Here is a 17537-nt window from a genome sequence, read left to right as displayed (position 1 = left end):
CGGCCGGACCGGGCCGGCGGCGCGCCCTCAGTGTCCGGCGTCGCCCAGGACGTCTTCACCGGCTCGGTGAACAGCGGCAAGGCCGCCGAACTGGAGGAACGCTCCGCCGAGGCGATGCGCCGCGACGAGGAGGGCGACGCCGCGCCGCCCCGCTCGACCGTCGACCTGGGCACGGGCCGCGCCGTCATCGTGCTCCCGCAGCAGCCGGCCGGCCCTGGTGGGTCGAGCGGCGGCCCCGGCGGGCTCAGCGGGCTCAGCCGGTGAGGGCGGTACCGAGCAGCGGGAGCAGGCGGTTCCAGTGGTGCCGGAGCGCGGCGGGGGCGAAGGCGTCGGTGTCGGGCATGGTGAAGCCGTGGACGGTGCCGGGATAGATCTCGGAGTGGTGGTCGACCCCGGCGGCGTCGAGTTCCCGGCCGAGCGCGTCGAACTGCTCGGACGTCAGGTCGCCGGCGGCGTGGCCGAAGTGGGACCGGGCGGTGATCCGCCGGAACTCCTCCGGACCGGCCGCGCCCACCGGGGCGTGGAACGCGGCGAGGGCGGCCACCCGGCCGGGGTGGGCGGCAGCGGTGTGCACCGCGTACAGGCCGCCGATGCAGTACCCGGTCACCCCGACCGGGCCCGGGGCGGTCTGCGGCCGGGCGGTGAGGAAGTCCAGGTAGGGCCCGGCGTCACGGCGGACGAGCTCGGTGGTGTGCGCCTCGATCATCGGCATCAGCCGGGCGAAGAGCGCGGGCCGGGCGTCCTGGTCGATGCGCTCGGGCAGGTCGAGCAGCGGGGTCGGGCCGTGCCGGTGGAAGACGTTCGGCACCAGCACGCTGTAGCCGTGCCCGGCCAGCTCGGCGGCCAGTTCGCACAGCGCGGGCCGGATGCCGAAGCCGTCCGGGTACATCAGCACGCCGGGGTGTCGTCCGCCACCGCCGGGAAAGGCGGCGATCGCGTCGGCCGGGCCGTCCGGGGTGGGGATGTGCAGGGTCTCGATGGGCATGGGTGTCTCCTGTCGTCGGTCTGACCTGTTTCCTGGTGCACGGTGGTCGGACGCGACGGAGGAGGGGCCCGCGCGGCGCTCAGCCGGGGGCCGGGTCACCGTTCCGTGTGTGGCACGAGGCCGTCCCGGTCGTCATGGTGACCCAACGTAGCCCACCGGCCGCACAGGTGCGAACGCTTTTCCCACTGGTCGTCAGGTCGGGCGCCGGGCCAGCCGATCCGCTCGCGCAGCCAGGCGGCTTTCGCCGCCGGGTGGACTTCGCCGCCGCCCGCGTGGCCGTTGAACTCGCAGCCGCGCAGCGCCTTCTCGCCGGGGCGGGCGTGGTGGGCGGCGAAGCAGCCGGAGGGCGGGCAGGCCGGGTCCATCAGGGCGACGGAGAACAGGGCGGGGGCCCGGACGCGGGTGGCCTGCGCGCCGCCGAGCCGGGCATCGAGCTGGGCACCGCCGCCACGGCGTCAACCACCAGGTCATCACCGGCCCGACAGGCAAACTCGTGTGAATCTCCCGCGCCATGCCCGGTCGCACCCACGACCTCACCGCAGCCCGCACCCACCGCATCGTGAAGACCTGTGTCCGGCTACGCATCCCGGCCCTGGCCGACATGGCGTACACCGGCGCCGGCGGAACCTTCGCCGTGCCGACCAGACGCCCCGCCCGCAAGGAACTCAGCCCCGGGCAGCGGTCGCTGAACCGAGCACACGCCCGGCTCCGCCACCCCGTCGAGCGCGGCGTGGCCACCGCGAAACGGTGGAGGATCTTCCGACACGCCCGCTGCAGCCCGAACTGGCTGACGTCAGCAGCCAAAGCAGTCCTCACCCTTGAGCTCCACCACTGAAAAGGCTCAGTCCGGTTCGCAGACATCCGATGTCTGATCAGCAGGCGGGAAGGAGCCGGGGCGGGGACGGGACGGAGTCAGGACGGGTGGCGGTCGGCAAGCTGGTGCAGGCGGCCGAGACCAGCGAGGCGGCCTGCACGGCGTCGAGCCCGAACTCGGCCCTGGCCTCGGTGAGGACGAGGGTGATCAGGACGAAGTCGAAGCCGTCCAGCCGCGCCGCCCACCTGCCGGTACCAGCGCGCTGCGGTTGCCGGTGCTGCGGTTGCCGGTGCTGCGGCCGGGCTTCGCTGCTTCGCGGCAGGATGTCCGGACGCCTGGATTCCGGTAGCGGGGCCCACCCGGAGGCTCGGCCGGCCGGGTGGTCAGGCTTCGCGGCGGCTTCGCAGCCTGACCCGGGAGCCCCGAAGCCTGATCCGGGAGCCCCCGGCCGGCCCGGCGGTCAGGGCTTCGCGGGGGCCTTGGCGCGCAGCCCGGTGGCGGCGGTGACGGCTCCGAGCAGCAGGACCGCCCCGGCCGTGATCAGGGCCCAGCGGGTGCCGGCGGCGCTGGTCGGGGAGAGGCCGAGGACGATGCCGAGGACGGCGACGCCGAGTGAGGCGCCGACCTGGCGGGCCGAGTTCAGGACGCCGGCGCCGATCCCCGCGAACTCGGCGGGGACGGTGCCCGCCACCCCGGCAACCAGTGCGGGCAGCGCGAAGGAGACGCCGAAGCCGAAGGCCAGCAGGCCCAGCAGGGTCGCGGCCAGGGCGATCGCCGAATCGCCGGTGAACGGCGCCTGGAGCAGCGCGCCCGCGCCCATCAGGGCGAAGCCGAGGGTGGCGGGGCCGCGCGACCCGATCCGGCCGACCAGGCGGCCGGTGTAGATCGGGTTGAACGCGGTGGGCAGGGTCAGCGGCAGGAAGACCAGCCCGGCGACGACCGGCGAGTAGCCGCGGCCGTCCTGGAAGAACAGCGACAGGACGAACAGCAGGCCGGAGAGCCCGAAGTTGGCCAGCAGGCCGGCCACCACCGCCGGGGAGAAGCCGGGGCTGCGGAACATCCGCAGCGGGACCATCGCCGCGTCGCCGGCCCGCGCCTCGGCCAGCACGAAGGCGGCCGCGGCGAGCACGGTCAGGGCGAGGGCGGCCAGCACCCGGTTGTTGCTCCAGCCCAGGTCCGGGCCCTGGATCAGCGCGTACACCAGGGCGGCCAGGGCGAGGACGGCGCTGAGCTGGCCGGTCAGGTCGAGGCCGCCGCGCTGCTTGCGCTCGGTCTCCGGCGCCAGCTTCGCGGTGAGCAGCAGGCCGGCCAGCGCCAGCGGCACGTTGATCAGGAAGATCGCGCGCCAGCCGACGGTGTCGGTCAGCACGCCGCCGACCACCGGGCCCGCCGCCAGGGCCGCGCCGGTGATCGCCGCCCAGGTGCCGACCGCGCGGGCCCGGGCCGCCGGGTCGGGGTGGGCGCGGGTGATCACCGCGAGCGAGGAGGGCAGCAGCAGCGCGCCCGCCGCGCCCAGGGCCAGCCGCAGCGCGACCAGTGCCGGCAGGGTGGTCGCCAGCGCGCAGGCGCCGGACAGCACCCCGAAGGCGGCCAGTCCGCAGAGGAAGACCCGGCGGCCGCCGTAGCGGTCGGCGAGCCAGCCCGCGGTGAGCAGCAGGGCGGCGAAGGTGACGGTGTAGCCGTTGGTGACCCACTGCAGGCCGCTGAGCCCGGTGCCGAACCGCTCGGCCATCGCGGGGAGGGCGACCGAGACGACGGTCATGTCCAGCAGCACCATGAAGTAGCCGAGCGAGAGCCCGGTCAGCAGGCCGGGCGGCGGCCCTCCTGGTCCGGTCGGGGTGACGGCGCGCTGGGTGGCGGCCTGGGTAGCCATGGGTGCTCCTCGTTCGGGGAAGGCGGTACCACCCCGGGCGCGCGGGAGCGCACGGATCCACGGCGGGATCCGCGGCGGGGCGGGAGGGGGTGAGGACTCCATTCTCCCGGACCGGGCGCGGGAGTTGGGCGTGGCGACGACGGGAACCACCGATGGGTACCATCGGCTGGGCCGATGGATCGTCAGAGGGGGGCACGTCGTGGAGCTGCGGCACCTGCGCACGTTCGAGGCGGTCGCCCGGACGCTCAGTGTGACCCGGGCGGCGCGCGAGCTGCACTACGCGCAGTCCAGCGTCAGCGACCAGTTGCAGGCGCTGGAGCGGGAGTTGGGAACCGAGCTGATCGACCGCTCGCGGCGGCGGATCCGGCTGACCCCGCAGGGCGAGGTGCTGTCCGGCTACACCGGACGGATCCTCGACCTGCTGGAGGAGGCCCGGCTGGCGGTCGCCCGGCCCGCCGCCGAGCTGAGCCTCGGCACGCTGGAGACGCTCGGCCGCCACCTGCTGCCCGGGGTGCTCGCGCACTACCGCGAGCTCCACCCGGAGACGAAGGTCCGGATCTCCCAGGACAACCGGGGCGAGCTCTACCGCGCGGTGCGCAGCGGCGACCTCGACCTCTGCCTGACCTTCGGCGCCCCGCCCGCCGATCCCGGCCTGTGCGCGGAGACGCTGGCCGAGGAGCCGCTGGTGGTCATCGTCCCGCCGGAGCACCCGCTGGCCGCCCGCGGCCGGGCCGACCTGGCGGAGCTGGCCGCCGAGCCGTTCCTGGCCACCCAGCGGGGCTGCGGCTTCCGGGAGATGTACGACGGCGCCCTCGGGGCGGTGGCCGGCCGGGAGCCGGTGGCCGAGGTGGACAGCATCGGCACCCTGGGCGCCTGCGTCGCCGCCGGGATGGGCTGCGCGCTGCTGCCGCTGGTGGCAGTCCGGGAGCCGGCCGGGCGGGGCGAGGTCGCCCTGGTGGAGGTCGACGGCGCCGACCTGCGGACGGCGGTCACCATGACCTGGCTGGAGCGCAACGCGACCGCCCCGCAGCTGACCGGTTTCCGGGACGCGGTCCGCGCCCGGCTGGCGGCCTGACCGACCCGCCGCCCGGCGGTCCGTCGATCCGGCGGATCCCAGTCGGCCGGGTGCCGGGCGTCAGTCGGCCGGGCGCCGGGCGTCAGTCGGCCGGGCGCCAGCCGAGCAGCGGGCCGAGGCGGGTGGCGAGGTCGGTGAGGATCTGCGCGTAGTCCTCCGGCGCGAAGGTGAACGGCAGGGCGAAGGCCACCTCGTCGGCCTCCCGGAACCCGGCGTGCGCGTACAGCCGTTCGGCGAGCTGTTCGCTGGTGCCGACCAGATCGGGGGCGAACAGCAGCCGGCCGGGGCCCTGCGGGGCGAGCGTGCGGGCGTACCGGGACTCCGCGTACGCCCGGTACTTGGCGCGCTGCTCGGGGGTGGCGCTGTCGGTGGGGACGACCACCAGGCCGTGCGAGACCCGGGCCCGTTCGCCCGCGGGGTGGGCGGCCCGGAAGGCCCGGATCAGGGCGGACTGGTTGTCCTCGAAGCTCTCGCTCTCCTCGGCCCGCACCACGCTGCTGGTGAGCAGGTTGAGCCCGTGCTCGCCGGCCCAGCGCACCGAGCGCAGGCTGCCGCCGCCGTACCAGACCCGGGCGGCCAGGCCGGGCACGTGCGGCTGGACGCGCTCGGAGTACTCCTCGATGCCCTCGGTGCCCCGGAAGCCGCCGGCCCGGTGGCCGCGCAGCAGGTTGAGCAGGCGCTCGACCCGGCCGTAGCCGAAGTCCTCCCGGTCGGCGGTGTCGGGGTACAGCGCGCCCTTCACGTCCTCGAAGTGGACCGGCACGCCGACGCTGACGCCGGGGTTGAGCCGGCCGCCGGAGAGCACGTCGACGGTGGCGAGGTCTTCCGCGTAGCGCAGCGGGTTCTCCCAGCCGAGCGGGGTGACGGCGGTGCCCAGGCCGATCCGGCTGGTGCGCTGGCTGGCGGCGGCGAGCACCGTCAGCGGGGAGGAGATGCCGTACTGGAGGTGCCGGTGGCGCAGCCAGGCGGTGTCGAAGCCGAGCCGCTCACCGAGCTCGATCAGCCGCAGGGTGGCTTCGTGGCCGCCCGCCGGGTCGTGCTCGTCGAACAGGCCGATGGTCAGGAATCCCAGCGCGCGCAGCGGCCGGTCGGGGGTGGGCACCGGGTTCCTCCTCGGTCCGTTCGTTCTCCGTCCTGCCGCCACGCTCACACACCGGGACGGCGGTGATCAACCGTCGGCCCGGATTGTGACGCGGCGCCACGCTCCCGCAACACGGCAGCGCGGCGGTACCGCAACGCGGCAGCACTGCACAGCACGGCAGCGCGGTTCCCGACCCCGGCTCTCCTCACTCCGGTGGTTCCTGCGCGGAGAGGACCAGGCGGCGGGCGGTGGTGCGGTACCCGGGCCGGGCGAAGGCGGCGGATATCGGGGTGTTGGCCAGGTCGGTGTCGGCGCGGACCCGCCCGGCGGCGGTCTCGACGGCCAGCAGGCGGGTGGTCCCGGCGGGTATCTCCTCGGCGTAGCCGCGGCCGCGGTGCTCGGGCAGAACGCCGAGGTGGCCGGCCACCGGGAAGGCGGAGTTCCGGGAGGGGACGGTGCAGCCGACCGGCTCGCCGTCGGGCGTGTGGACGGTGCACCACCAGGCCCGTTCGCCGAGCATGCCCTCCCGGTGGAGGGCGAGGTCGGCGCGGGCCTGGGCCTCGGCGCCGAACCGGGCGGCGGCGGTGCGGGAGGTGGCGTCGAGGCTGCCGGGCAGGACGCGGCGGAACAGGTCGGCGAAGACCTCGTCGGGTTCGGCGCGGAACAGCAGTCGGCCGGTCGGGGCGGGCAGGCCCGCGTCCGGCGTCCACTCGTGGCGCAGCCGCTCCAGGGCGGCGGTGAGGCCGGCCCGCCGGGCCGCCTCCTGCCGCCAGGCCACGGCGGCCCGCACCTCGGGGCGCTCGTGCCAGTCGGCGGGAAGGAAGAGGTGGTAGGCGGGGGCGTGCCCGTACGCCGCGTGCGCGGCGGTGAGCAACTCGGCGGCCGGCGCGGTGCGTTCGGCTCCCGACCGGACGGAGCGGTGGACCAGCAGGGCGTCGAGCGCAGCGGGCCCGGCGCTGCCCGGGCCGCTCCACCAGACGGCGAGCGCCGGCGGCGCGGCACCGGGGCCGGTTCGGCGATCCACACCTGCTCCGGGCGGTACTCGCCGGTGGCGAGCCGGGCCAGGTGGGTGTCGGCCGTCAGGCTGCCGGCGGGGTCGGGGACGAGCAGCGGGAGGTGGCCGTCGAGGTCGGCCTCGACGGTGGGGCGGAAGATCACGGTGCCTCCGGGAGGGGCGGTGCGGAACGGGAACCGGAGGCGCGGCCCGATCGGGCGGGGCCGCCCTACCGCGCGGGGGCGGCCGGGGGCGTGGGGGAGATCGGGAGCGCCGGTGGCGGGGTGGACATCACGGCCTCCTCTCGGCTCGGGGCCCGCGCGGGCCCGTTCGGGACGCCGGCCCGTGGGCAGGCACCGCCAGGGTAGAACCGGCCCGAACCGCCCCGCAACGGATTTTCCACCCGCCACGGGACGGAACGGGCAAGTTCCCTGACGGTACGTCAGCCACAGCGGGTCGGCCGCAGCACGTCAGCCGCAGCGGGTCAGCCCCGGTAGGTCTCCAGCAGGCGCAGCCACACCTCGCTGACGGTCGGGTAGGCGGGGACGGCGTGCCACAGCCGGGAGATCGGCACCTCGCCCGCGACGGCGACGGTCGCGGAGTGCAGGAGTTCGGCGACGCCGGGGCCGGTGAAGGTGGCGCCGACCAGCACCTCGCGGTCGAGGTCGACGACGGCGCGGGCCCGGCCGCGGTAGCCGTCGCCGTACAGGGCGGCGCCGGAGACGCCGCCGAGGTCGTAGTCGACGGCGCGCACCCGCAGCCCGGCGTCCTGCGCCTCGCGCAGGGTGCGGCCGACGGCGGCGACCTCGGGGTCGGTGAAGACCACCTGCGGGACGGCGGCGTGGTCGGCGGTGGCCACCGAGCGGCCCCAGGGGGCGAGGTCGAGCGGGCGGCCGGCGGCGCGGTCGGCGATGGCGGCGCCGAAGATCCGGGCCTGGTACTTGCCCTGGTGGGTGAGCAGCGCCCGGTGGTTGACGTCGCCCGCGGCGTACAGCCAGCCGGCCGGGACGGCGGTGGCGCGGCCGGTGTCGTCGGTGTCGATCCAGCTGCCGGGTTCGAGCCCGACGATGTCGAGGCCGAGGTCGGCGGTGGCGGGGCGGCGGCCGGTGGCGAACAGCGCCTCGTCGGCGGGCAGCCGGGTGCCGTCGTCCAGGTCGAGCAGGACGGTGCCGTCCGCTTCGCGGTGCGCGGCGGTGACCGAGACGCCGAGCCGGACGTCGACCCCGGCGGCGCGCAGGCCGTCGGCGACCAGCTGCCCGGCGAACTCCTCGGTGCGCTCCAGCAGGCGGTCGCCGCGCACCAGCAGGGTGACCTCGCTGCCCAGCGCCCGCCAGGCGGTGGCCATCTCGACCGCGACGACGCCGCCGCCGACCACCGCGAGCCGCCCGGGGACGGACTGCGCGGAGGTGGCCTCGCGGCTGGTCCACACCCGGGCGCCGGCCAGGCCGGGCAGGTCGGGCAGGGCGGCCCGGGTGCCGGTGCACACGGCGACGGCGTGCCGGGCGGTGAGGGTGCGCCGCCCGCCGCCGGGGGTGTCGACGGTGACCCGCCGCTCGCCGTCCAGCCGCCCGTGGCCGCGGACCAGGTCGATCCCGGCCGAGGCCAGCCACTCGACCTGCCCGTCGTCGTGCCAGTGCGAGGCGAAGGCGTCCCGGCGGGCCAGCACGGCGGCCGCGTCCAGCGCCCCGGTGACGGCCTCCCGGCTGCCCGCCACCCGCCGGGCGTCGGCGAGCGCGGCGACCGGGCGCAGCAGCGCCTTGCTGGGCATGCACGCCCAGTACGAGCACTCGCCGCCGACGAGTTCGCGCTCGACCAGGGCCACGCTCAGCCCTCCGGCGTGCGCCCGGTCGGCGAGGTTCTCCCCGGTGGGGCCGCCACCGATCACCACCAGGTCGTAGTTGCCGTCCTCGGTACCCATCGCACCCACCGCCCTCTCCGTCGCCCCGGCCGCACCGTGACGGCCCGTCACCCCCATCGTGCCGCACGGCCCCCCGCCGACCCGGGGTCCCCGGCCGGACGGGGTGTCACGTGCTGCCGGGTGTCACGTACCGCCGGGGTGTCACGTACCGTCGGGCCCGATGCGTTACCTGGGCATGGATCACTCATCGAACCGGGCGGGGCCGGAGAGCAGCCCGGGAACGCCGCGGGCACCGGAGTTCGAGGAATTCGTCGCCTTCCGGGCCGGGCACCTGCTGCGGACGGCCTTCCTGCTGACCGGCGGGGACGCGCACCTCGCCGAGGACCTGGTGCAGGAGGCACTCGGCCGGGTCTTCGTGAAGTGGCGGAAGATCTCCCGGCTGGATAACCCGAGCGGATACGCGCAGACCGTCCTGATCAACACCTTCCTGTCGTACCGGCGGCGGCGCTCCAGCACCGAGCGGGTCACCGACGTGCTGCCGGAGACCGGGGTCGACGACCCGGACCCGGCGCTGCGGCTGACCCTGCTGCGGGCGCTGTCGGCTCTGCCCCCGGCGGACCGGGCGGTGCTGGTGCTGCGGTTCTGGGAGGACCGCAGCGTCGAGGAGACCGCCGGCGTCCTGCGGATCGGCGACAGCGCGGTGCGCACCCGCACCAGGCGGGCGCTGGTCCGGCTGCGGGCGGTGCTCGGCACCGACCTGGACGCCCTGCTGGGGCGCCCGTCCTCCCCCACGACACCCACTGACGTTTCCGACGCTTCCGACAAGGCGGTGCCGCACCATGCCCACTGACGACGAACTGACCTCGGCCCTCTCCCGCGCGTTCGGCACCGCGGCCGCGCTGGTGCCGGAGCCGGTGCAGGGGCGGCTGGCCGCGGGGGCCCGCAGCGCGGGGCGGCGGCGGCAGCGGCGGCGCCGGGCGGTGGTGGCGGCGGCGCTGGCGACGGTGGTGGCGGCGGGCGCGGCGGGCTTCTCGGCCTACGACCGGACCGAGGCCGGGCCGACCTCGGGGGCCGCCCCGATGTCGGAGCAGCGCCTGATCGAGCTGATCACCCACGCGCTGCCGGAGGGCGGCACGCTGAAGCCGCTGGACCAGGCGTGGGCGGGCGGCAAGAACCCGCACGAGCTGAACGACGTGCTGACCTACGACAGGGGCTCCGGCCCGAGCATGTTCCAGGTCCACGTGGGGTACGGCACCGCCGCTCCCGACCGGGTGCAGTGCCAGGACGAGTTCGACCACCCGACGGACGGCTGCGAGCGCACGGTGCGGCCGGACGGCTCGGTGCTGCTGGTCGACAAGCTGCGCCAGGTGGGCAGCGACGTCATGGAGTGGCGGGCGGTCTGGGTCGCGCCGGACGGCCGGGAGGTGACCGTCAGCGAGTACAACGGCGGACCGGGCACCTACGGCCTGGACGCCCCGCCGCTGACCGGCGAGGAGCTGTCCGCCCTGGTCACCTCCCCGGTGTGGGCGGAGGCGTTCACCGTGCTGACGCCGGTGCCCTCCCCGACGGCCACCGCCTCGCCCTCCCCGACCTCGACCCCCCTCGCCGTCCCCGACGCGCTGCTCGACAAGCTGACCGCGCTGCTCCCGGCCGGGGCGACGGTGACCGCCCGCGACACGGCGCACGGCAAGCTGTCCGTGACGGTGGCGGGACGGCACAGCTCGCTGCTCGTGACGTCCCAGGGCCCCTCGGCCCGGGGGGTGGCCGATCTGGCGAACATCCCGAACGCCCCGCGGCAGCCGGGGGACGTGCTGGAGGCGCTGCCGGGCGGCGGGTACGTGTCGACCTCGTCCTTCGGCGTCGGCGGGGACACGGCCGACGGCGCGCTGCACCGGATGGTGGGAGTGGCGTACCCGGACGGCGCCTTGCTGACGATCGACGAGTGGAACGGCGACCGGTACTACGAGAACGCGCCCGGCGACCCGGCGCTCGACCTGGCCGCGCTGAAGGCGGTCGTGCTCTCGCCGTCCTGGCGGTCCTGAGCCGCGCGGAAGGCCGCTCCCCCGCCGGTGCGCCGGGGAAGCGGCCTTCCGTCCGTGCCCGCCCCGCTCAGCTCTGCTTGATCGCCGAGACGTCGAACTCCAGCACCACCTTGTCGCCGACCAGCACGCCGCCGCCCTCCAGCGCGGCGTTCCAGGTCACGCCGAACTCCTTGCGGCTGATGGTGACCGAGCCCTCCAGGCCGACCCGCAGGTTGCCGTAGGGGTCGACGGCGTTGCCGGTGTACTCGAAGTCGATGGTGACCGGCTTGGTGGTGTCCTTGATGGTGAGGTCGCCGGTGACCCGGTAGTCGGTGTCGGACTTCTGCTCGACCCGGGTGGTGCGGAAGGTGATGTCGGGGAAGTTCGGCGCGTCCAGGAAGTCGTTGGTGCGCAGGTGCTGGTCGCGCTGCTCGACGCCGGTGTCGATGCTCCCGGTCTTGATCACGACCTGGCCGCCGGACCTGGCCGGGTCGGCGCCGTCCAGGTGGGCGGTGCCCTCGAACTGGTGGAAGGCGCCGCGCACCTTGGTGACCATGGCGTGGCGGGCGACGAACCCGATCCGGGTGTGGGTCGGGTCGAGGACGTAGTCCCCGGTGAGCTCGGGCAGGCTGACGGTCATGGTCGGCGCTCTCTCCTCGTGGCGGTACGTGTGCGGGTGCGGGGGCCGGCGGGCGCTCCCCCGCCCACGCTAGGGGCTGCGCCTGCGTACGCCGCCCGTGACACGCGGTCAGGAAGGTCAGCCGAAGCGGCCGTTGACGTAGTCGGCGGTGCGCGGGTCGGCCGGGTCGGTGAAGAGGCGTTCGGTGGGGCCGGACTCGACGATCCGGCCGGGGGTGTCGTGGGTGGCGAGGAAGAACGCGCAGGACTGGGAGACGCGTTGGGCCTGCTGCATGTTGTGGGTGACGATGACGATGGTGACCCGGTGGCGCAGTTCGGCGATGGTCTCCTCGATCCGGCGGGTGGAGGTCGGGTCGAGCGCGGAGCAGGGTTCGTCCATCAGCAGGATCTCCGGGGAGACCGCGAGCGAGCGGGCGATGCACAGGCGCTGCTGCTGGCCGCCGGAGAGCGCGCCGCCGGGGGTGCCGAGGCGGTTGCTGACCTCGTTCCACAGTCCGGCCTGCCGCAGGCTGGACTCGACCAGGTGGTCGCGCTCCTCGCGGCTCGCCTTGATGCCGGACAGCTTCAGCCCGCTGACCACGTTGTCGTACAGCGACATGGCGGGGAACGGGTTGGGGCGCTGGAAGACCATGCCGATCCGGCGGCGGACCTCGGCGGGGCGGCGGCCGGCGGCGTACACGTCCTCGCCCTCCAGCAGGACCTCGCCGGCCAGGGCGGCGCCGCGCACCATCTCGTGCATCCGGTTGAGGATCCGCAGGTAGGTCGACTTGCCGCAGCCGGAGGGGCCGATCAGGGCGGTGATCTCGCCGGCCCGCATGGTGAAGGAGACCCGTTCGAGCACCTTGCGCGCCCCGAACCAGGCGGTGACGTCGCGGGTCTCCAGGCCGGAGAGGCCGGCCGGCGGCGGGTCGGCGGGCACCGGCGGCAGCGGGATCGTGGGCGGGCCGTCCTGGGCCGCGGACTTCTGGGCCGCGAACTCCTGGGCTGCGGACTTCTGGACGGGGATGGGGGGTTGGGCGGTCTCGGTCATCTGCGGGTGGTCCTTTTCCGGGGGCTCAGTAGACGTTGGGGAGCAGTGCCGCGGCGTTCTCGTACACCGACCAGAGCAGGGCGGCGACCACCGGCGCGAAGCACAGGTAGGCGGCAGAGCGGCGCCAGCGGCGGGCCGCGACGACGGCTCCGGCGACGGCCAGCAGCAGGGCCAGCGACCAGAGTTGGAGCGCGGGCAGGGCGTCCTTGTCGGCGGCCAGCACCTTGTCGGTGGCGGTGGTGGCGGGCCGCCCGGCGCCGGCCGGTTCGGGGTCGCCGTCGAGCCGGGCGCCGACCAGCACGGTGCTGGTGGGGATCCAGTCGGAGTCGCCGGTGACCAGCACCAGCCGGTTGGGGGCGGTGTCCTGGATCGGGTGGTCGCCGTCGCCGCGGGCGTTGACGGTGTAGTGGAAGCTGCCCTGGCCGGTGGTGACGTCGATCCGGTCGCCGACCTCGAGCCGGCCGAGGTCGGCGAACGGGGCGCCGAACGAGGTCGAGCGGCCGAACAGCACGGACACGCCGGGCTGTCCGGGCAGTACGGTGTCGCGCCGGTGGCCGGGGCCGCGCATCAGGTCGCGGCCGGTGGTGCCCTCGAACACGACGGTCCGGTGCAGGCCGAGTGCCGGGATGTCGAGGACGGCCAGCGGCGCGCCGTCCTCGGTGGGGCCGGTGGGCGCGGTGGCGTTGGCGAGCCGGTCGCGCAGGGTGGCGTAGGCGGTGGACTGGTGGTGGGCCTCCTGGAGGCCGGAGAGTCCGAGCAGGTAGCCGGCGAAGCCGAGCAGCAGCACGGCGGCCAGCGTCACCGCCCGGGCCGCCGCCAGCAGCGGGTGCCGGGCCGGGGGCGCCGGGGCGGCCGGGGCGGTCGGGGCGGCGGTGGAGCCGTCGGTGTCCTGTCCGGTGGCAGCGGTCGGCCGTTCCAGGGTGGGCGCGGTCATCTGCCGGTCTCCTCGGGTGCGGGGCCTGCGGGGTCTGCGGGGTCTGCCGGGCCTGCGGGGTCTGCGGTCTGCGCGGCGGCGGTCCGCGCGAAGGCGCGCTGCTCGGCGGGGTTCACCGGCTGCCCGCCGTCCGGTCGCGGCGGCGCCACCAGGCGGCCAGCAGCGGGGGGACGGTGACCACGCCGAGCAGTTCGAGCGCGGTGAGCGTGGACAGCAGCCAGTCCTGCGGGCGGCCGCCGAGCGCGACCACCTGGGCGGGCGCGGCGCCCGAGCCGCCGTCGGAGCCGCCGGTCCCGGCGTCCACCAGTTCGCCGGTCTGCGGGTCGATCACCAGCAGGGCCCGGGCGCCGCTGCCGCCCGCCCCGTCACCACCGGTCCCGTCGCCGCCCGTCCCGCCGGAGCCCGCGCCGGAGCCGGAGCCGGAGCCGGTGCCGCCGCCGCTGCCGCCCGTTCCGCCGGCACCCGAACCGCCGCCGGAGGAGCCGGAGTTGGAGCTTCCGGTCTTGACCGCCTGGCCGTTCTGCACGGTGCAGTTCAGCGGGCTGCCCTGCTTGTCGCACGGGGAGGGCTGCGGCGCGTTCTTCAGCACGGTCAGCTCGCCGGCCGCGTTGAACGTCGGGTTGGGGCAGTTGGTGAGCGCGTCCGGGTCGACGGGGCTGGCGTTGCCGGGGATGTGCCGGGTCTGCAGCAGCCCGCCGCGCACCAGGTTGCGCGGGATCGGCGAGTAGCCGAGTTCGTCCGCCTCGCCCTGTCCGGCGCACAGCACGTAGGCCAGGTAGCGGCTGAGCGCGCTGCCCTTGGCGTCGTTGAAGCGCGGCGGCACCGGGAGGGCGGCGCCCGCGCGCGGCACGATCAGGTAGCTGTAGGAGGAGATCGGGTAGGAGCGGGCGTCGTTGTTGCTGTAGACGCCGTCGAGGTTCTGCTGCAGGTAGTCCGGGTCGTTCTCGGAGGTGTTGTCGTCGACGCCGCGGATCTTCGCGGCGGTCAGCGCCACCGCGACGTTGGAGGCGGTCGGCAGGGTGTAGTAGCCGGCCGGGTTGAGCACCTTGACGACGGGCCAGTTGCTGCGCTTGGCGAACGCGTACTCGTCGTAGCCGATCGCGCCGATGCCGGTCGGCGACTGGATGTAGCCCGCGACCACGTCGGAGCCGTTCTGCGCGGTCATCCGGCCCGAGGGCGGGAAGAACTCGGTGTAGTCGCCGCAGCTGACGCCGTTGACCTTGGTGCAGTAGGCGTCCCACTCGCTCTTGTGGGTGTGCTCCATCCAGCGGGTGAACTGGGCGGTGGCGCCGGAGCCGTCGGAGCGCACCACCGGGGTGATCGGGACCTTCGGCAGCGCCTTGCCGTAGTCGGCGGTGATCTTCGGGTCGTCCCAGGAGGTGATCCGGTTGGTGAAGATGCCGACGATGGTGTCCGGGGACAGCCGCAGGTCGGTGATCTTCTTGCCGCCGAGTTCCAGGTGGTACATCAGCGCGGTGCCGCCGGCCGTGATCGGCACGTAGGAGTAGCCGTAGGTGGGGTTCTCCGCGCTGCCCACGCCGGTGCTCGCCTGGTCCTGGCCCACGCCGCTGTCGGTCTTGCTGCGGAACGGCACGTCGGACGCGGTGAAGTCGTCCTGGCCGACCCGCCACTGCACCCGGCCGGCCGCCGAGCCGACCGGGTTGAAGTCGATCTCGATGCCCAGCGGGCCGACGTCGCGCCGCCACTGGTCGATGGCCGGCCCGGCCCAGCTGGAGCCGTCCGCGTTCAGCGAGGTGGCGGCGTACGCCGGGGACGCGCCGAGCAGCGCGGTGGGCAGGGCCAGCACGGCGGCGAGCAGCGCCGCGGCCAGGTGACGGAGTCGCACGGGACGGGTCTTCCTTCTGTGACGGGCCGGGTGACGGGTCATCGGGTGTCCGCCGCCGGTGCGGCCCCGGCGAGCACGGCCGGGACGGGGGCGGGGACGGAGGCCGGGGCGGGTGCGGGGACAGGGGCGGGTGCGGGTGCGGGGGTGTCCGCGGTGCGGGCCCGGCGCCGCGGGCGGCGGGTGGGCCGGTCGGCGGGGCCGCGGTGGCGGCCCAGCACGCGGGCGGTGACGAACAGCACCAGCACCACGGCCATCAGGGTCAGCGCCCCGGCGAACGCCCGCGCCACCATGTCGGGGTAGGGCTGCTTGACGTAGTTCCAGACGTACAGCGGCAGGCTGGCCTGGTTGCCGTGCAGCGGGTCGAGGTTCATCCGGGCGGTGAAGCCCGCGGTGAGCAGCACCGGGGAGGTCTCGCCGACGCCGCGGGCCATGCCGAGCACCACGGCGGTGGTCAGGCCGGGCCGGGCGGTGGGCAGCACCACGTGCCACACGGTGCGCCACTGGCCGGCGCCGAGCGCGTAGGAGGCTTCCTTGAGGGTGCCGGGGACGAGCCGGACGACCACCTCGGCGGCGCGGGTGACGATCGGCGTCATCATCACGGTCAGCGCGAGCGAGGCGGCCAGGCCGCTCTTCTCGGCGCCCAGGGTGAGGATGACCACGCCGAGCACGAACAGGCCCGCCACGATGGACGGCAGCGCGGTCATCGCCTCGACCAGCACCCGCACCGGCTTGACGAAGCGGGCGCCGCGCCGGGTGTTGCCGGACTCGACCAGGAAGACGGCGGTCAGGATGCCCAGCGGAACGGAGAACAGGGTGGCCAGGCCGAGCTGTTCGAGCGAGCCGACCACGGCGTGCAGGCAGCCGCCGGAGGTGATCGGCGACAGCGGGGCGGTGGTGCGCATCGTCTCGGTGAAGAAGTTCCAGTGCCGGGCGGCGTCCAGGCCGCGGACGGCGACGTAGCCGATCTGCTCGACGATGACGGCGACCACCAGCAGGCCGGAGCTCCAGGCGAGCGCGGTGGCCAGCCGTTCGCGGACGGTCAGGGCGTCCCACTGGAGCCGCCCGACCAGGGTGTACAGGCCGAGGAACAGCAGGTACCAGCAGAGCAGGAAGCCGAACGCGCCGCTGAACGGCAGCACCCGCTCGTACAGCAGCCAGTCCAGGGCGAGCGAGCCGGCGCCCGCGCCGAGCAGGGTGTGCACCTCCTCGCGGGTGGTGCCGCCGAGCTTGATCCGCCGCTGCTCGGGCGGTTCGGAGGGCTCGGGCGGTTCGGACGGTTCGGGACGGTCGAGGGGGGTGGGGTGCATGCGGTCTCCTCCGGTCAGTCCGAGGTCGAGGCGCCGGACCGGGACCGGCTGATGACGAACCCGGCGGCCACGTTGACCAGCAGGGTGAGGGCGAACAGCACCAGGCCGGCGGCCATCAGCGCGGACAGCGACAGGCCGTCGGACTCGCTGAAGCGCAGCGCGATCAGCGAGGAGATCGAGCCGCCGCCGTTCTCCAGCACGTGCCAGGAGATCCGGAACACCGGGGAGATGATCAGCGCGACGGCGATGGTCTCGCCCATCGCGCGGCCGAAGCCGAGCATCACCGCGCCGATCACGCCGCCGCGTCCGAACGGCAGCACCACGGTGCGCACCATGCCCCAGCGGGTCGAGCCGAGCGCGTAGGCGCCCTCGCGCTCGCCGGCCGGGGCCTGCGAGAACACCTCGCGGCTGAGCGAGGTGATGATCGGGATGATCATCAGCGAGACCACGGTGCCCGCGATGAAGGTCGAGGAGGTGTACGAGGTCGGGGTGTCGCCGGTGCGCACCTCCAGGAACGGCAGCGGCACGCCGAGGTGGTTGGCCAGCCAGCGGCACAGGCCGACGAAGCGCGGCTGCAGGAAGAACAGGCCCCACAGCCCGTACACGATGCTGGGGATCGCGGCCATCAGGTCGACCAGCGAGACCAGCGCGGGCCGCAGCCGGACGGGCGCGTACTCGGAGATGAACAGCGCGGCGGTCAGCGAGACCGGGACGGCGATGCACAGCGCGATGAGCGCGATCAGGATGCCGTTGGGCAGCACGGCGGCGATGCCGAAGGTGTGCGCGGCGGTGCGCCAGTTCTGCTCGGTGAGGAAGGACCAGCCGACGGCGCGCAGCGCCTCGGTGCCGCGCATCAGCAGGAAGAAGGCGATCAGCCCCATCAGGACGAACACCGACAGGCCGGCGGCGCGCAGCACGCCGCGGAAGGTCCGGTCGGCGGGCGAGGCGGGGGCGCTGATCCGGCGGGGCCGGTCGGGGTCGGGCGTCGGTGGTGGGACGCGGGTGTCCGTCGGCTGGACGGCGGCTGTCATGGTGTCAACTCTCCGCGCGGTGAGGGTTCCTGTGGTTCCGGGCTACGGG

At 75.1% G+C, this 17537-nt stretch carries 16 protein-coding genes and 1 pseudogene; 5 read left to right on the top strand and 12 right to left on the bottom strand.

Annotated elements, in window-relative coordinates:
- A partial coding sequence (locus ACFUEL_RS16995) for a DUF6191 domain-containing protein (protein ID WP_380237055.1) occupies positions 1-264 on the top strand: 264 nt, incomplete at its 5' end.
- Here ACFUEL_RS16995 and ACFUEL_RS16990 read toward each other — a convergent pair.
- Positions 254-985, bottom strand: coding sequence for a dienelactone hydrolase family protein (locus ACFUEL_RS16990; protein ID WP_380237054.1), 732 nt, complete (start codon positions 983-985; stop codon positions 254-256). The genes ACFUEL_RS16995 and ACFUEL_RS16990 overlap by 11 nt on opposite strands.
- Before the next feature lie 95 nt (positions 986-1080).
- Positions 1081-1380, bottom strand: a pseudogene (locus ACFUEL_RS16985) (acetylxylan esterase); the annotation flags it as partial.
- A gap of 116 nt (positions 1381-1496) precedes the next feature.
- On the opposite strand from ACFUEL_RS16985, the gene ACFUEL_RS16980 reads away from it, so the two are divergent.
- The gene (locus ACFUEL_RS16980; RefSeq protein WP_380237053.1) at positions 1497-1820 is read left to right on the top strand and encodes a transposase family protein; all 324 of its coding nucleotides are present in this window, start codon (positions 1497-1499) and stop codon (positions 1818-1820) included.
- A 439-nt stretch (positions 1821-2259) separates the two neighbouring features.
- Here the strand turns inward: ACFUEL_RS16980 and ACFUEL_RS16975 are convergent, their stop codons facing one another.
- Positions 2260-3672: an MFS transporter gene (locus ACFUEL_RS16975; protein WP_380237052.1), complete on the bottom strand. Its 1413-nt coding sequence runs from the start codon at positions 3670-3672 to the stop codon at positions 2260-2262.
- A gap of 199 nt (positions 3673-3871) precedes the next feature.
- Between ACFUEL_RS16975 and ACFUEL_RS16970 the strand changes: the two genes are divergently transcribed.
- A complete protein-coding gene (locus ACFUEL_RS16970; RefSeq protein WP_380237051.1) occupies positions 3872-4747 on the top strand; it encodes a LysR family transcriptional regulator in 876 nt (291 codons plus the stop codon).
- Between the two features lie 82 nt (positions 4748-4829).
- On the opposite strand, the gene ACFUEL_RS16965 is transcribed toward ACFUEL_RS16970, so the two are convergent.
- The 3 genes from ACFUEL_RS16965 to ACFUEL_RS16955 form a co-directional block, all read right to left on the bottom strand.
- Positions 4830-5849: an LLM class flavin-dependent oxidoreductase gene (locus ACFUEL_RS16965; RefSeq protein ID WP_380237050.1), complete on the bottom strand. Its 1020-nt coding sequence runs from the start codon at positions 5847-5849 to the stop codon at positions 4830-4832.
- Between the two features lie 184 nt (positions 5850-6033).
- A complete protein-coding gene (locus tag ACFUEL_RS16960) occupies positions 6034-6852 on the bottom strand; it encodes a GNAT family N-acetyltransferase (protein ID WP_380237049.1) in 819 nt (272 codons plus the stop codon).
- A 454-nt stretch (positions 6853-7306) separates the two neighbouring features.
- Positions 7307-8740: a dihydrolipoyl dehydrogenase family protein gene (locus ACFUEL_RS16955; protein ID WP_380237048.1), complete on the bottom strand. Its 1434-nt coding sequence runs from the start codon at positions 8738-8740 to the stop codon at positions 7307-7309.
- Between the two features lie 175 nt (positions 8741-8915).
- Between ACFUEL_RS16955 and ACFUEL_RS16950 the strand changes: the two genes are divergently transcribed.
- Positions 8916-9530 carry a SigE family RNA polymerase sigma factor gene (locus ACFUEL_RS16950; protein WP_380237047.1) on the top strand — a complete coding sequence of 205 codons (615 nt, stop codon included), beginning with the start codon at positions 8916-8918 and terminating at the stop codon, positions 9528-9530.
- A complete protein-coding gene (locus ACFUEL_RS16945) occupies positions 9520-10722 on the top strand; it encodes a hypothetical protein (protein ID WP_380237046.1) in 1203 nt (400 codons plus the stop codon). The genes ACFUEL_RS16950 and ACFUEL_RS16945 overlap by 11 nt, the downstream gene beginning before the upstream one ends.
- Positions 10723-10789: 67 nt before the next feature.
- Here the strand turns inward: ACFUEL_RS16945 and ACFUEL_RS16940 are convergent, their stop codons facing one another.
- From ACFUEL_RS16940 to pstC, 6 genes are all read right to left on the bottom strand, one after another.
- Complete coding sequence (locus ACFUEL_RS16940) at positions 10790-11341, bottom strand: YceI family protein (RefSeq protein ID WP_380237045.1); 552 nt, start codon at positions 11339-11341, stop codon at positions 10790-10792.
- Positions 11342-11458: 117 nt separating this feature from the next.
- Positions 11459-12370, bottom strand: coding sequence for a phosphate ABC transporter ATP-binding protein (locus ACFUEL_RS16935; protein ID WP_380237044.1), 912 nt, complete (start codon positions 12368-12370; stop codon positions 11459-11461).
- A 25-nt stretch (positions 12371-12395) separates the two neighbouring features.
- On the bottom strand, positions 12396-13304 hold the full coding sequence (locus tag ACFUEL_RS16930) for a sortase (RefSeq protein ID WP_380237043.1): 909 nt from the start codon (positions 13302-13304) through the stop codon (positions 12396-12398).
- A 112-nt stretch (positions 13305-13416) separates the two neighbouring features.
- Positions 13417-15150 carry a substrate-binding domain-containing protein gene (locus tag ACFUEL_RS16925; protein ID WP_380237042.1) on the bottom strand — a complete coding sequence of 578 codons (1734 nt, stop codon included), beginning with the start codon at positions 15148-15150 and terminating at the stop codon, positions 13417-13419.
- A 38-nt stretch (positions 15151-15188) separates the two neighbouring features.
- Complete coding sequence (pstA, locus tag ACFUEL_RS16920) at positions 15189-16457, bottom strand: phosphate ABC transporter permease PstA (RefSeq protein ID WP_380237041.1); 1269 nt, start codon at positions 16455-16457, stop codon at positions 15189-15191.
- Positions 16458-16471: 14 nt separating this feature from the next.
- Positions 16472-17488 (bottom strand): phosphate ABC transporter permease subunit PstC, encoded by a 1017-nt coding sequence (gene pstC, locus ACFUEL_RS16915; protein WP_380237040.1) that lies wholly within the window; start codon positions 17486-17488, stop codon positions 16472-16474.
- Positions 17489-17537: the final 49 nt, after the last annotated feature.

Source organism: Kitasatospora sp. NPDC057198 (genome assembly GCF_042670125.1).
Lineage (GTDB): Bacteria > Actinomycetota > Actinomycetes > Streptomycetales > Streptomycetaceae > Kitasatospora.
The sequence above is the reverse complement of the archived record's forward strand: the minus strand, read 5'-3'. Positions and strand labels throughout refer to the sequence as shown.